Annotated in this window: 13 protein-coding genes and 1 pseudogene; 4 read left to right on the top strand and 10 right to left on the bottom strand. The window is 66.0% G+C overall.

Annotated features, from left to right (window positions below):
• Positions 1-8 precede the first annotated feature (8 nt).
• The gene (gene uvrB / locus G6N07_RS10810) at positions 9-2168 is read right to left on the bottom strand and encodes an excinuclease ABC subunit UvrB (RefSeq protein ID WP_085187891.1); all 2160 of its coding nucleotides are present in this window, start codon (positions 2166-2168) and stop codon (positions 9-11) included.
• Between the two features lie 57 nt (positions 2169-2225).
• Between uvrB and G6N07_RS10815 the strand changes: the two genes are divergently transcribed.
• Both G6N07_RS10815 and G6N07_RS10820 read left to right on the top strand, forming a co-directional pair.
• Complete coding sequence (locus G6N07_RS10815; RefSeq protein WP_179960035.1) at positions 2226-2729, top strand: ribonuclease FAU-1 family protein; 504 nt, start codon at positions 2226-2228, stop codon at positions 2727-2729.
• Positions 2730-2742: 13 nt separating this feature from the next.
• Complete coding sequence (locus G6N07_RS10820; RefSeq protein WP_085187888.1) at positions 2743-3261, top strand: hypothetical protein; 519 nt, start codon at positions 2743-2745, stop codon at positions 3259-3261.
• Between the two features lie 4 nt (positions 3262-3265).
• Here G6N07_RS10820 and coaE read toward each other — a convergent pair whose 3' ends face one another.
• The 3 genes from coaE to G6N07_RS10835 form a co-directional block, all read right to left on the bottom strand.
• Entirely contained in the window at positions 3266-4444 is a 1179-nt protein-coding gene (coaE, locus tag G6N07_RS10825) for a dephospho-CoA kinase (RefSeq protein WP_085187885.1), read from the bottom strand.
• Positions 4445-4531: 87 nt separating this feature from the next.
• A complete protein-coding gene (gene rpsA, locus G6N07_RS10830; protein WP_085187883.1) occupies positions 4532-5971 on the bottom strand; it encodes a 30S ribosomal protein S1 in 1440 nt (479 codons plus the stop codon).
• An 86-nt stretch (positions 5972-6057) separates the two neighbouring features.
• Positions 6058-6375 (bottom strand): TetR-like C-terminal domain-containing protein, encoded by a 318-nt coding sequence (locus G6N07_RS10835; protein WP_235849512.1) that lies wholly within the window; start codon positions 6373-6375, stop codon positions 6058-6060.
• Here G6N07_RS10835 and G6N07_RS20360 point away from each other — a divergent pair.
• Positions 6310-6477, top strand: a complete 168-nt coding sequence (locus tag G6N07_RS20360) for a hypothetical protein (RefSeq protein ID WP_235849526.1) — start codon at positions 6310-6312, stop codon at positions 6475-6477. The two genes, G6N07_RS10835 and G6N07_RS20360, sit on opposite strands and share 66 nt — an antisense overlap.
• A gap of 72 nt (positions 6478-6549) precedes the next feature.
• A pseudogene (locus G6N07_RS10840) lies at positions 6550-6990 on the top strand (PrsW family intramembrane metalloprotease); the annotation flags it as partial.
• Here the strand turns inward: G6N07_RS10840 and G6N07_RS10845 are convergent.
• The 6 genes from G6N07_RS10845 to G6N07_RS10870 form a co-directional block, all read right to left on the bottom strand.
• Positions 6980-7789, bottom strand: a complete 810-nt coding sequence (locus tag G6N07_RS10845) for an acyl-CoA thioesterase (protein WP_085187880.1) — start codon at positions 7787-7789, stop codon at positions 6980-6982. The pseudogene G6N07_RS10840 and the gene G6N07_RS10845 sit on opposite strands and share 11 nt — an antisense overlap.
• Before the next feature lies 1 nt (position 7790).
• Positions 7791-10520, bottom strand: a complete 2730-nt coding sequence (polA, locus tag G6N07_RS10850) for a DNA polymerase I (protein WP_085187878.1) — start codon at positions 10518-10520, stop codon at positions 7791-7793.
• Between the two features lie 189 nt (positions 10521-10709).
• Complete coding sequence (locus tag G6N07_RS10855; protein WP_085187875.1) at positions 10710-11453, bottom strand: ABC transporter ATP-binding protein; 744 nt, start codon at positions 11451-11453, stop codon at positions 10710-10712.
• A complete protein-coding gene (locus G6N07_RS10860; RefSeq protein ID WP_085187872.1) occupies positions 11437-12264 on the bottom strand; it encodes an ABC transporter ATP-binding protein in 828 nt (275 codons plus the stop codon). The genes G6N07_RS10855 and G6N07_RS10860 overlap by 17 nt, the downstream gene beginning before the upstream one ends.
• Positions 12261-13472 (bottom strand): branched-chain amino acid ABC transporter permease, encoded by a 1212-nt coding sequence (locus G6N07_RS10865; protein WP_085187868.1) that lies wholly within the window; start codon positions 13470-13472, stop codon positions 12261-12263. Before G6N07_RS10865 ends, G6N07_RS10860 begins: the two co-directional genes overlap by 4 nt.
• On the bottom strand, positions 13469-14506 hold the full coding sequence (locus G6N07_RS10870) for a branched-chain amino acid ABC transporter permease (RefSeq protein WP_085187865.1): 1038 nt from the start codon (positions 14504-14506) through the stop codon (positions 13469-13471). The genes G6N07_RS10865 and G6N07_RS10870 overlap by 4 nt, the downstream gene beginning before the upstream one ends.
• Positions 14507-14556: the final 50 nt, after the last annotated feature.

Raw genomic sequence — 14556 nt, forward strand, 5'->3', positions numbered from 1 at the left:
CCACCGTGTCACTTCAGGCCGGCGGCGTCCATACCGCGCAGTTCCTTCTTCAGGTCCTGGATCTCGTCGCGGATCCGGGCGGCGAGTTCGAACTGCAGGTCGCGGGCCGCGGTCATCATCTGCTCGGTCAGGTCCCTTATCAGATCCGCCAGTTCGGCGCGCGGCATGTTGGCGGTATCGCGCCGCTCGACGATGCCGGCACTGACGGCACGGCCCGGCTCACCCTGAGCGCGCCGGCCCCGCGATGCGTTGCGACCCGAACCGCCCACCTCGACGGCCTCACTGTCGTCGGCCTCGCGGTACACCTGGTCCAGGATGTCGGCAATCTTCTTGCGCAGCGGTTGCGGGTCGATGCCGCGTTCCTCGTTGTAGGCAACCTGTTTGGCGCGGCGCCGTTCTGTCTCGTCGATCGCCTCGCGCATCGAGTCGGTGATCTTGTCCGCGTACATGTGGACCTCGCCCGAGACGTTGCGGGCGGCACGGCCGATAGTCTGGATGAGGCTGCGCGTGGACCGTAGGAATCCCTCCTTGTCGGCGTCGAGGATCGCCACCAGCGATACTTCGGGCAGGTCGAGACCCTCGCGCAGCAAGTTGATACCCACCAGCACGTCGTACTCGCCGAGCCGCAACTGGCGAAGCAGCTCGACGCGGCGCAGCGTGTCGACCTCCGAGTGCAGATAGCGGACCCGGATTCCCAGCTCGAGCAGGTAATCGGTGAGGTCCTCGGCCATCTTCTTGGTCAACGTGGTGACCAGCACCCGCTCGTCGAGTTCGGTACGTTCACGGATCTCCCCGATCAGATCGTCGATCTGACCTTTGGTGGGTTTCACCACGACCTGCGGATCGACCAGCCCGGTCGGACGAATCACCTGTTCGACGAACTCACCGCCGGTCTGGCTGAGCTCGTAGGGACCTGGGGTGGCCGACAGGTACACGGTCTGACCGATCCGGGAGGCGAACTCTTCCCACGTCAGCGGCCGGTTGTCGACCGCCGACGGCAACCGGAACCCGAAGTCCACCAGGTTGCGCTTACGCGACATGTCGCCTTCGTACATGCCGCCGATCTGCGGCACCGTCACGTGGGACTCGTCGATGACGAGCAGGAAGTCCTCGGGGAAGTAGTCGAGCAGCGTGGCGGGCGCCGTGCCGGCACCGCGGCCGTCGATATGGCGCGAGTAGTTCTCGATCCCGGAGCAGAACCCGACCTGGCGCATCATCTCGATGTCGTAGTTGGTTCGCATCCGCAACCGCTGAGCCTCGAGCAGCTTGCCGTGGCCTTCGAGTTCGGCCAGCCGGTCCTCGAGTTCCTTCTCGATGCTGGAAATCGCCTGCGCCATCCGCTCCGGGCCCGCGACGTAGTGCGTCGCGGGAAAGATCCGCAGCGAATCGACCCGGCGGACGATGTCCCCGGTCAGCGGATGCAGGTAGTACAGCGCCTCCACCTCGTCACCGAAGAACTCGATACGTACCGCGAGCTCCTCGTAGGAGGGGATGATTTCGACGGTGTCGCCCCGCACGCGGAACGTCCCGCGGGTGAACGCCATGTCGTTGCGGGTGTACTGCACGTCGACGAGCAGCCGCAGCAGCCCGTCGCGCGGCACCTCGTCACCCACCTTCAACTCGACCGACCGGTCCATGTAGGACTGCGGCGTGCCCAGACCGTAGATGCACGACACCGACGCCACTACGACCACGTCACGCCGCGACAGCAAGCTGGACGTCGCCGAGTGCCGAAGCCGCTCCACGTCGTCGTTGATGGAGCTGTCCTTCTCGATGTACGTGTCGGTCTGGGCGATGTACGCCTCGGGCTGGTAGTAGTCGTAGTACGACACGAAGTACTCCACGGCGTTGTGAGGCAACATCTCCCGCAACTCGTTCGCGAGCTGGGCGGCCAGCGTCTTGTTCGGCGCCATCAGCAGCGTCGGCCGTTGCAGCCGTTCGATCAGCCACGCGGTCGTGGCCGACTTGCCGGTGCCTGTCGCGCCGAGGAGCACGACGTCACGCTCCCCCGCCCGGATGCGCCGCTCCAACTCCTCGATGGCGGCGGGTTGATCGCCGGCGGGCTGGTAGGGGCTGACCACCTCGAACCGGTTGCCGGTACGCACCATCGCCTCGACCGGGCGGTACTCGGAGTGTGCGAGCACTGGGTGTTCGGTAGCGAAAGCCATTTCACCAGGGTAGAACCAGCCACCGACAGGTTCTTGTTCCCCGCCCTATGCTGGGGTATCCACCCACCCAAACACGAGACGTTCGACCTGCTCGCCTGCACGAACACCGACCCCAAGGGCATCGTGCGGGCCGTCGACGTCTATTCGGTGGAACCTTGGGGCCTCTACATGGCCCGCGCGACACCCGGTCGCGCCCAGTTCCACTACCTCGAGTCGTGGCTGCTGCCGTCGCTGAACCTGCGTGCATCGGTGTTCCACTTCAATCCGGGGTTCGAGAAGGAGCAGGATTTCTACCTCGACATCGGCGACTACATACCGGGCCCACAGCGATGGACGTCCGAGGATCACTATCTGGACCTGGTGGTGCGCACCGGGATCGGGGCGGAACTTCGCGACGTCGACGAACTGCTCACCGCAGTCCGGCACAACCTGCTCACCCCGGAGGTCGGTGAACAAGCCGTGCAAACCGCCGTGAGGACCGTCGACGGCCTCGCCCGGCACGGCTACGACCTGCACCGCTGGCTCGCCGGCAACGGCGTGGTCTTGACCTGGCGGACATAGTAAGGTCAGCTACGTGAACTCCGTCAGGCGCGGAATGACCGCGGGCGCAGTGGTCGTAACCGTCATCGGTGGCTACCAGTGGACTCCCGCCGTCGCGGTCGCCGACCCGGAAGGCCCGCCGCAGCCGGTCGTCCAGGAGACTCCGCAGGTGCTCCGCAACATCATCTACCGGGCGCGTATCGACGGCGTCTCCCGCGGAGCCACGATCACCTACAGCGCCGAAGGCAATCAGACCCAGACGGCGAACCCCACGATGGTGCCGGGCCGCGTGTTCGAGGTGAACACCGTCCTGCCCGAGGCCGACGTGGCCACGATGAAGGTGTCGGTGCAGTGGCCCTATTCGGCAAACCTGCACTGCGAGATCCTCGTCGACGAGCAGATCGTCGCGCAGGCCGACGACTTCGTCGCCCCGCGATTCCTGCCGCAGGACCCCGACTACGCCGCCCTGACATGTGAGGCTCCGGTCGCCACGCCGCCGCCCGTCGACCCGGCCGCCCCGCCACAGCCGTCCGCGGAACCACCCCTGGCGTAGGGTCCTACGCGCGCCAGCCTGTTGCGTCGGCCCACGCCCAGGCGCGGCGGTAGGCGTCCACCAACCACGGTTCCTTGGCTTCGGCATACTCATCGGTCGTGGCATACGCGTGTGCGACGGCCCCACGTTTGAGATCCAGATACTCGGACTGGACCTGCGGGTTGGCCTTCATCCATGCGACGAACAGCAGCGCGAACTGCTGGTTCGGCCAACCCTCGACCCTCAGATGCACCTTCGTTGGCCGACCCGGATCCGCCGACGCGTGTATCCGCTTCTCCCACCATGATTGATCGTCGGTATGGGGCGTGTCCGCAATGATCTTCCCAAGACGCGGATACCCGGCCGCCAACAGCGCCTCGGCGAGTTCGTCGGCGGTGGCGAGCGAGTCGACGGTCACCTGGATATCGATCACGTCCTTGGCGTCAAGACCGGGGACCGCCGTGGAGCCGATGTGATCGATACGCTTGGCACGATGCCCGCATGCGACGCGAAGCCGCGCCACCGCACGGCTGGCCTGCGCGGGCCAACTCGGGTCGTATGGCACTATTTTGGGCGTCACATGGGCCGGCTCGCCGTTCTGCAAATTGTGCGCGAACGGCAGGATCCGGTGATGCCAGAGTTCCCGCGCTTTCTCGACGAGATCCTCGGCCTCTCCCGAATTGTCCAGCCAGACATCGGCAACCGCGCGCCGCTGCTCCTCGCTCGCCTGAGCCCTGATCCGCGCCCTGGCATCGTCCTCGCTGAAGCCGCGATACTCGATGAGCCTGGACACCCGGATGTCTTCGTCGGCATGCACGATGATCACCAACGGGAACATCGGCGCCATCTGGCTTTCCACCAGCAGCGGGATGTCCTCGACGATGACCGCGTCGTCGGCGGCACGGGCGATGAGTTCCGCGCGGCGCGCACCGACCAAGGGGTGCACGATTCCGTTGAGCGTCGCGCGCTTCTCGTCGTCGCTGAACGCGACCGCTGCGAGTGCCGGGCGGTTCAACGCGCCGTCGGGCAGCAGGATGTCTTCGCCGAATGCCTCGACGAGTCTGGCCAGCCCCTCGGTGCCGGGTTCGACGACCTCACGGGCGATCACATCACCGTCGACGACGATGGCGCCGAGCTCACTGAACGTCGCGGACACCGTTGATTTGCCGGCGCCGATGCCGCCGGACAGACCGATTCTCAGCACCGCACCAGTGTGTCAGGGCCCGGATACGGGCAAACGCCCCGGCTCGCGGTGAGCCGGGGCGTTCTTGTCGTGATGTCTAGCTGCGAGCTAGGCGTTGCCGGCCAGCTTCTCCCGCAGGGCGGCCAGCTGCGCGTCGCTGGCGAGCGTCCCGCCGGTCGACTCCTCCGAGCGAGACGAACCGTTCGACGCCGGACGGGCGGCTTCCTCGGCCTCGGCGGCGGCGAACTTCTCCATCTGCGCGCTGTGCATCTTGTGCCTGCGCTCGGCCTCGGCGTAGCGGGACTCCCACTCCTCACGCTGTTTCTCGAAACCTTCGAGCCATTCGTTGGTCTCGGCGTCGAACCCCTCGGGGAAGATGTAGTTGCCCTGCTCGTCGTAGCTGTCGGCCATTCCGTACTTCGAGGGGTCGAACTCCTCGGTGTAGTCCTCGTTGGCTTGCTTGAGCGACAGCGAGATCCGGCGACGCTCCAGGTCGATGTCGATGACCTTGACCATCGCGTCGTCGCCGACCTGGACCACCTGGTCCGGAACCTCGACGTGGCGCTCGGACAGCTCTGAGATGTGTACCAGGCCCTCGATGCCCTCCTCGACGCGGACGAACGCGCCGAACGGCACCAGCTTGGTGACCTTGCCGGGCACAATCTGGCCGATCGCGTGGGTCCGGGCGAAGTGGCGCCACGGGTCTTCCTGGGTGGCCTTCAGCGACAGCGATACCCGTTCGCGATCCATGTCGACGTCGAGCACCTCGACGGTGACCTCGTCGCCAACGGTGACGACCTCGGACGGGTGGTCGATGTGCTTCCACGACAGCTCGGAGACGTGCACCAGGCCGTCGACGCCGCCGAGATCGACGAACGCGCCGAAGTTGACGATCGAGGACACGACACCCTTGCGGATGGCGCCCTTCTGCAGCTGGTTGAGGAACTCGCTGCGCACCTCGGACTGGGTCTGCTCCAGCCAGGCACGGCGGGAAAGCACGACGTTGTTGCGGTTCTTGTCGAGCTCGATGATCTTGGCTTCGATCTCCTTGCCGATGTACGGCTGCAGATCGCGCACACGACGCATCTCGACCAACGACGCGGGCAGGAAGCCGCGCAGGCCGATGTCGAGGATGAGGCCACCCTTGACGACCTCGATGACGGTGCCCTTGACCGCCTCGTCCTTCTCCTTGAGCTCTTCGATAGTGCCCCAGGCGCGCTCGTACTGTGCGCGCTTCTTGGACAGGATCAGGCGGCCTTCCTTGTCCTCCTTGGTGAGGACCAGGGCTTCCACCTCGTCGCCGACGGACACAACCTCATTGGGGTCGACGTCGTGCTTGATGGAGAGCTCACGGGAAGGGATGACACCTTCGGTCTTATAGCCGATGTCTAGGAGGACTTCGTCGCGATCGACCTTGACGATCGTCCCTTCGACGATGTCGCCATCGTTGAAGTATTTGATGGTCTTGTCGATGGCGGCCATAAAATCCTCAGCCGAGCCGATGTCGTTGACGGCTACTTGCGGCGAGGTGACGGAGGGACTTGGCATGTGGTGGGTTGCTCCGGACAGGTTTACTCGTAGGTACAGGAGATTGGTTTGTTACCTGAGATCGCGCACACAGGTACTCTCCGAGCCTACTCGACTCGGTCCACGCAGGACAAACCCGTTCTCACACCGGATTGTTCCCGCGGGCCATGCCGCAGATCGCCGCGGCCACCCGGTCCAGATACGTGTAGGTCACCGGCGCTCCGAGAGCGATCAACCGCCAGAACACCAGCGCCCCGAGCGCGTCGACGATGAACTCTTGCTGCGCCGACGGCCAGTTCGCCCCGCTTCGCGGCGCGTTCGAGCACCTCGACGGCATGTGCTCGCCATGGCCGGCCGACATGGTTCATGAGGGCCTCCCCCAGCGCCGGGTGGCGTTGCGCCTCGGCGAGGAGATCCGGATACACGCGACGGACGCGATCGTCGGTCAGCCAGGTGAAGACATCGTCGAGCAGGTGAGTTGGCTAATCCGAATCCCCATCCGATTACGAGACAACACCATCTCGTAATGTGCTGAACCGCCCGCATCACCCCGGTATTCCGTGCATCGGCAGCTACCCTGCCTAGGTGTCCCGCGCCGGAACGGGTCATCGCTCCTCGGCGTCGGGGCGTACTTCGGCCTGTACGTGTTCTGGATGATGCCGATCTTCGGCCTGGCGATCCTGCTGGCGGTCCGGAGCCGACGACGCGAAGAGCAGATCGTCGCGGCGAAACTGCCCGGGATGGTCGCGGCGGGTCTGGTGACGCCGAGCGAGGCGACGTGGCCCGCATCGCTGCGGACCCGCCAACAGGTGATCGCCGTGGCGAGGCGGTTCGGCGGCAAGCAGGCCGGCGAGTCGGTGAAGAGATTCGCCCACCAGGTCGTAGAGTTGGCGTTCGTGCGTGACCGCATCGACCGCGGGTTCGGCGATGCACGCGTCGTCCGGTTGCTCCACGAGGAGACCTTCGCGCTGTACGCGGCCAGGGCGGCATCGCCGGCGCTGCACACGATGGCCGGTTACCGCGCGCCGATCAGGCCTTGAAGTAGACCATCTGGTGCGTGGTGACAAGAAGGTCGCCTGTCGCGCTCCACAACTCGGCTGACTGGTCGAAGTAGCCGCGCGAGAACCGGTTGGCCCGAGCGCTCGCCAGGATGTAGTCCCCACCAACCGCGGCGAGGTTCTGGGCGTCGGCGTGGAAGTACGTCGTGAGAGAGATCGTCCCAGCCGGCGACATGGCGCCCTGCCGAAGGAACACCCGGGGATAGAAGATGTCGCTCATCGCAGTGACCGACGGGAAATCGAGTGTGCGCCCACCGCGGTCGCGCGCCCACAGCGTCGTGACCGACGACGGCTCGGGCCGGGCAGCGAGGCCGGGCACCCCACCCTTGATGTAGCGCATCTCGTAGTTTCGCGCCCACACGATGGTGTCGGGCAGTCCGGATTCGGCGACGTCCTCGGGTTTCGGAACGATCGGCATCGCCTGTTCGGTGTCCGACCAGGTACCGCGCCGGATCCCGAAGACCGCGGTGGCGTTGGTTTTGACCGCCCCGTCCTGCCAGAGTTCGATCAGCCAGTGCTGATTGGTTCGGTTGGTCCGGACCGCCTGGGCGACGATGTCGAAGGGCCCGTCCGCGACGGGTGCGGCGAAGTTGACCGTCAGCGCGACCGGTTCGCCGATCCGCTCGGGCTGCAGCTCGACGGCCCGCAGCAGCACGGCCGCGGTCATCCCGCCGAAGGGCCCGACCATGTTGGCCCACTCCGCGTGGGTGTGGCCGCGCCACCGGCCGGGTTGATCTGTTGGTTGGAGCGCGACGGCCTCGTCGAACGGGTGCAACGACACCTCAGTGCGCCGCCGCGTCCCAGCTGCGGCCGTACCCGACGCTCACCTCGAGCGGCACGTCAAGGGCGTAGGCGCTGCCCATCTTGTCGCGCACCAGCTCTTCGAGCGTCTCCCGCTCGCCGTCTGCCACCTCGAACAGCAGCTCATCGTGCACCTGCAGCAGCATCCGCGATCTGAGCCCGGCGTCCTTGATCGCCTGATCGACGTTGATCATCGCGACCTTGATGATGTCGGCGGCGCTGCCCTGGATCGGGGCGTTGAGCGCGGCCCGTTCCGCGGCTTCGCGCACGTTGCGGTTGCTGCTGTCGAGCTCAGGCAGGTACCGCCGGCGACCGAACACCGTCGAGGTGTAGCCGTCCTTGCGGGCCTGGTCGACGACGTCGCGCAGGTAGTCGCGGATACCGCCGAACCGCGCGAAGTACTGGTCCATCTGGACCTTGGCTTCTTCGGTCGAGATCTTCAGCTGCGCAGCCAAGCCGTAGGCGCTCAGCCCGTAGGCCAATCCGTAGGACATCGCTTTGACGCGGCGGCGTAGGTCCGGGGTCACCTCGTCGATGGGCACGTCGAACGCGCGGGAGGCGACGAACGAGTGCAGATCCTCTCCCGTGTTGAACGCCTCGATCAGGCCGGCATCCTGGGACAGGTGCGCCATGATGCGCATCTCGATCTGGCTGTAGTCGGCCGTCATGAGTTCGGCGTAGCCGTCGCCGACCACGAACGTATCGCGGATACGCCGGCCAGCCTCGGTTCGGATCGGGATGTTCTGCAGGTTGGGTTCGGTCGAGGACAGCCGGCCGGTCGCGGCGATCGTCTGGTTGAACGTCGTGTGGATACGCCGGTCCGAGGCGACGGAGTTCAGCAGGCCGTCGACGGTCACCTTGAGCCGAGTGGCGTCGCGATGGGCCAGCAAGTGCTGCAGGAACGGATGACCGGTCTTGTCGAACAGTGACTGCAGCGCGTCCGCATCGGTGGTGTATCCGGTTTTGGTCCTCTTTGTCTTCGGCATCTGCAGCTCCTCGAACAGCACCGTCTGCAACTGTTTGGGCGAGCCGAGATTGATCTGCTTGCCGATCACCGCGTAGGCCGCCGCGGCGGCGTCGCGGATCAGATCGGCGAACTCACTCTGCAGCTGCCGCAGTTGATCGATGTCGACGGCGATGCCGGTGTGCTCGATCTCGGCGAGCACCCGCTGCACCGGCAACTCCATCCGGCCCAGCAGCGACGACGAGTCGATGCGGGCGAGTTCCTCGTCGAGGGCGTCGGCGAGGTCGAGCACCGCGACGGCGCGCAGCATCAGCGTCTGGACGGCCTGATCGTCGCTGCCCTCACTGCCGTCGAGGAGTGAGAGTTGTCGTTCGGCGGGGTTATCCGCGCGGAGTTCCCGACGCAGGTACCGCAACGACAGGTCGTCGAGGCTGAAGCTGCGCTGCCCGGGCCGCACCAGGTAGGCCGCCAACGCGGTATCGGAAGTGACACCGGCGAGCTTCCAGCCGCGCCCGGCGAGGTCGTGCATGGCGAGCTTTGCTTCGTGCAGAGCCTTGGGTGGCCCCGGATCCGCGAGCCACGACGCCAACGCCGCGTCGTCGTCGGGGTCGAGAGCGGTCGTGTCGATGTAGCGGCCGTCGCCGTCGGCGGCGACGATGGCCAGCGCGGTGGCGTCGGCGTCATAGGCGAGGTGGGTGCCGACGACTGCGAGCCCAAACCGGTTGCCGAGGCTGTGTTCGGACAGCCAGGCCGCCAATTCGCCGCGTTGGAGCGCCTTGCCTCGCACGTCGAAGCCGTGCTCAACCTCGGGTTCGACAGGCGCGAGGGTCTCGAACAACCGGTCGCGCAGCACCCGGAACTCGAGGTCGTCGAACAGCCGGTGGATCTGGTCGCGGTTCCACGGCTGCACCCGCAGGGTGTCGGGGGTGTGTGGAAGCGGAACATCGCGAACGAGGTCGGTGAGTTCGCGGTTGAGAACCACGTGTGACAGGTTCGCCCGCAGTGCGTCGCCGACCTTGCCCTTGACCTTGTCCACATTGTCCACCAGGGCCTGCAGTGACCCGTATTCCGCGATCCACTTGGTGGCCGTCTTCTCCCCTACCCCCGGAATGCCCGGCAGGTTGTCGCTGGGATCACCCCGAAGTGCCGCGAAGTCGGGGTACTGCTGCGGGGTGAGCCCGTACTTTTCCTGCACCGCGTCGGGAGTGAAGCGGGTCAGTTCACTGACCCCCTTACGGGGATACAGCACCGTCACGTCGTCGCTCACCAGCTGCAGCGCGTCGCGGTCCCCCGTAACGACGAGCACCCGGAACCCCTCGCCCTCCGCCTGGGTGGCGAGCGTGGCGATGATGTCGTCGGCCTCGAAGCCGGCTTCGGCCAGCACGGTGATGCCCAGCGCGACGAGCACCTCTTTGGTGATGTCGATCTGTCCGCGGAACTCGTCGGGAGTCGACGAGCGACCGGCCTTGTACTCGGGGTACTTGTCGACGCGGAACGTCTGGCGAGATACGTCGAAGGCGGCGGCCACATGGGTGGGCTGCTCGTCGCGGAGCAGGTTGATGAGCATCGCGGTGAATCCGTACACCGCGTTGGTGGTGAGCCCGCCCTGGGTCTTGAAGTTCTCGGCGGGAAGCGCATAGAACGCGCGATACGCCAGCGAATTGCCGTCCAGCAGCATCAGAGTCGGCTTGCCGTCCACCTTGGTGGCGGCCGTCTTCTTCGCGGTGGCGGTACTGGCAGGGCTCACGGGCACAACTCTAGGCACCCCGGGGGACACGCAGGTGCTCCCGGGCCATCCCGATGAGCACCCGCGCCGCCGGGCTGCGGGGCCCGGCGGGTCGAGGGTGCCAAGGTCGGTCCGCGTGGTTTGGAACCAGGGACCGTTCGGTCACCGGCCGTCGGTGATGGTCGGGCGGTACCGCCTCGCTTACTCAGCTCAGGCGACACCCAGGTAGGCGGCGCGGACGCTGTCGTCGTGCAGCAGATCCCTGGCGTTCCCGGTCCTGGTGACCTGGCCCGTCTCGAGGATGTAGGCGCGATCAGAGCGCGACAGCGCCTGCTGCGCGTTCTGCTCCACAAGCAGCACCGTCGTGCCCTGGGCGTTGATGTCAGCGATGATCTTGAAGATCTGGGAGATGACCATCGGGGCGAGCCCCATCGACGGCTCGTCGAGCAGCAGCACCTTCGGCCGGGCCATCAGCGCGCGTCCGATCGCCAGCATCTGCTGTTCCCCCCCGGACAGTGTTCCGCCGACCTGGGAGCGCCGCTCGGCCAACCGCGGAAAGGTCTCCAGCACCCAGTCCAGCCGGTCCCGATGCTCCGCCTTGGAGGGAAATTTGCGCGCGTAGCAACCCATTTCGAGGTTCTCGGTGACGGTCATACCCGGGAAGACACCACGACCCTCCGGCGCCTGGATCAAGCCGTCGGCCACGCGGCGGTGCGCCTTCACCTGCGAGACGTCGTTGCCGTCGAACCACACCGAACCCGAGGTCAGCGGGCGCAGGCCCGAAATCGCCCGCATCATCGTGGTTTTCCCTGCACCGTTGGACCCCAGAAGCGTGACCAGCTCGCCTTCGTGCACCTTGAGCGACACCCCGTGCAGCGCCCGGATCCGGCCGTAATGCACGACGACGTCGCGGACCTCGAGCAGGACCTTTTGCGATTCATTCGATCTCGTCATCGGGCACTCCCAGGTAGGCGGCGATGACCTTCGGGTCTTCGCGGATCTCGGCAGGCAGCCCGTCGGCGATCTTGCGCCCGAACTCCAGGACCACGATCCGGTCGGTCACCCCCATCACCAGGCGCATGTCATGTTCGATGAGCAGTACGGTGTAGCCGTCGTCGCGGATCTTGCGGATCAACTCGATCAGCGCGGCCTTCTCGGCCGGGTTGAAGCCGGCCGCGGGTTCGTCGAGGCACAGCAATTTGGGTTCGGTGGCCAGCGCGCGGGCGATCTCGAGCCGCCGCTGATCGCCGTAGGGCAGGTTCTTCGCCTTCTCCTCGCCACGGTGGGCGATGCCGACGAAATGCAGAAGCGCGGCCGACCGCTCGATCGCCGACTTCTCCTCGCGGCGGTGCCTCGGCGTTCGGACCAGCGCACCCGGCACTGAGGTCAGGTGCCGTGCGTCGGTGCCTACCATGACGTTCTCGAGCGCGGTCATCTCTGCGAAGAGCCGGATGTTCTGGAAGGTGCGGGCGATGCCGCGGCGGGTGATCTGGTGGCGTTTGACACGGCCGAGCGGCTTGCCGTCGAAGGTCACCGAACCCGAACTGGGCCGGTAGACACCGGTGATGGCGTTGAAGCAGGTGGTCTTGCCAGCGCCGTTCGGTCCGATCAGCCCGAGGATCTCCCCGCGCCGGATGCCGAAGGTCACCGCGTCCAGCGCGGTGAGCCCGCCGAACTTCACGGTCAGTTCATGGGTCTGCAATAGCGTCTCACCCTCGGCCACCTCGATGTCCCGATGCACGCCGGAGAGTTCCTCGATCGTCATCGCGTCGCCCCTTCGTTGGTGTCGCCGGGCGCCCGACGCAACAGATCACGGGCGGCCGCGCCGTAGGTGAGCAGCTGTTGGCGCACCGGGAAGAGCCCCTGCGGCCGGAAGATCATCAACACCACCAGGGCGAGACCGAAGAACAGGTACTTCAGGTCGCCGAGGTTGATGCCCAGGAAGTGCACGCCGAGAAGCCGGTTGGGCAGGTAGACGATGACGAACGCGCCGAAGATCACGCCCAGCTTGTTGCCCTGCCCACCGAGGACGACCGCGCACAGGAACAGCATGGAGTTGATGATGTTGAACGTCGGTGGCGCGACGTACTGAACCTGGCCGGCGTACAACGCGCCGGAGAGCCCGCCGATCGCGGCCCCGATCACGAACGCCCACAGCTTGAAACGGAAGGTGTTGACGCCCATGACCTCCGCGGCGTCCTCGTCCTCGCGGACCGCCACCCACGCCCTGCCGACCCGGCTGCGTTCGAGGTTGCCGACCAACAGCAGGATGCCGACGATGAGCAGCAGACCGAGCCAGAACCACCAGGTGCCGTAGTTGGCGTCGCCCGTCGAGTTCGCCCTGGAGAACACACCTTCGGGCAACCGCTCGCTTTCCGCCACCCGCGGATACTCCACCTCGTTGAGGCCGCGGGGTCCGTTGGTGACATCGGACAGGTTGTCGGCGAGCAGGCGGATGATCTCCCCGAACCCGAGGGTGACGATCGCCAGATAATCACCGCGCAACCTCAGCGTCGGGGTGCCCAGGATCAGCCCTGCGAGCGCCGTCACCGCCATCGCCAACGGCACACATGCCAGCCACGCCCAGTCCGTCTGGAACCAGCCGCCAGGGCCGGCTTGGTTCCACGGGCTACTCGGGCTGGTCAGGAGAGCGACGGTGTAGGCGCCGACCGCGTAGAAGCCGACATAGCCGAGGTCGAGCAGACCCGCCTGCCCCACAACGACGTTGAGGCCGATCGCGATGATCGCGACCATCGCAAACTGCGCCATGGTGCCACCGAAGCTGATGCCTGGGGTGTCAAGAAACGGAGGGGTGAACAGCGGCAGCAGCGCCAACGCACCGAAGCCGAGAACGCCGAAAAGCCACTTCTGCGGCCGGTTCAAGCCGGACCACCATCCGCGCAGCCGGTCGCCGGGCGCCAACAGTCGCCTGGTGTCACGCGACGCGCCGTCGCCTCGCCGTTGCGTGGTCATACCCGTGCCTTCCCGAGGCTCTCCCCGAGTATCCCGGTGGGACGGAAGAGCAGGACGAGCACCAGAAGGACGAAGGCGACCACGTCACGCCACTGAGTGCCGAACACCGCCTGCCCGTAGTTCTCCATGACTCCCAGAATGAGCCCTCCGAGCAACGCGCCGCGCAGGTTGCCGATGCCGCCGAGCACCGCGGCCGAGAACGCCTTGATGCCGAGCAGAAAACCCCCAGAGTAGATGATGCCCTGCGGCACTTTGAGGGTGTACAGCAATGCGGCCGCACCGGCGAGCAGACCACCGATCATGAACGTCAGCATGATCACCCGTTCCCGTGACACCCCCATCAGCGTCGCGGTGTTCGGATCCTGTGCCACCGCGCGGATGCCGCGTCCGAACTTCGTCCGGTTGATGGCGATGTCGGTCAGCAGCGCGAAGAACAGGGCCGCGCCGATGATCACCAACGTGACGTTGGAGACCGACGCGCCGAAGATCTCGAACTGGGTCTTCGGTTGCACCAGCGTGATCGGCTGCTGGGCGTTACTACCGCCATAGCCCTCGATGATCTTCGGCAGGATGAAGTGGACGAATTCCTGCAGCACGAACGACATGCCGATGGCCGTGATCAGGAACGTCAACGGCCGCGCTCCGCGTCTTCGCAGCGGGCGGTAGGCCACCGCCTCCAGACCGACGGCCGCCGAACCGGACACCAACATCGCGAACAGCATCGCGATCACCAGATACAGCACCGTCAACGCGATGCCCTTGTTGTAGGCGTTGCCCGACGGGGTGAAGCCGAGGATGAAATCCAGGCAGAAGTAGGCGCCGAACATCCCCAACATGAAGATCTCGGAGTGTGCGAAGTTGATCAGCCGCAGCACGCCGAACACCAACGTGTAGCCGACCGCCACCAGAGCGTAGATGGCACCCCAGGACAGCCCGTCGATGGTCAACTGCCAGAAGCCGTTTTGCAGGCCTTCCAGGTTGAACGTGATGTTGGCCGCCAGACAGGCGGACTGGTCGACGCACTCGGCGATCATCGGTGCGGTGGGCTCCTCGCGCGGTCGGAGGTATCAAGCGAGACGCGCCC

The organism is Mycolicibacterium doricum (assembly GCF_010728155.1).
GTDB lineage: Bacteria > Actinomycetota > Actinomycetes > Mycobacteriales > Mycobacteriaceae > Mycobacterium > Mycobacterium doricum.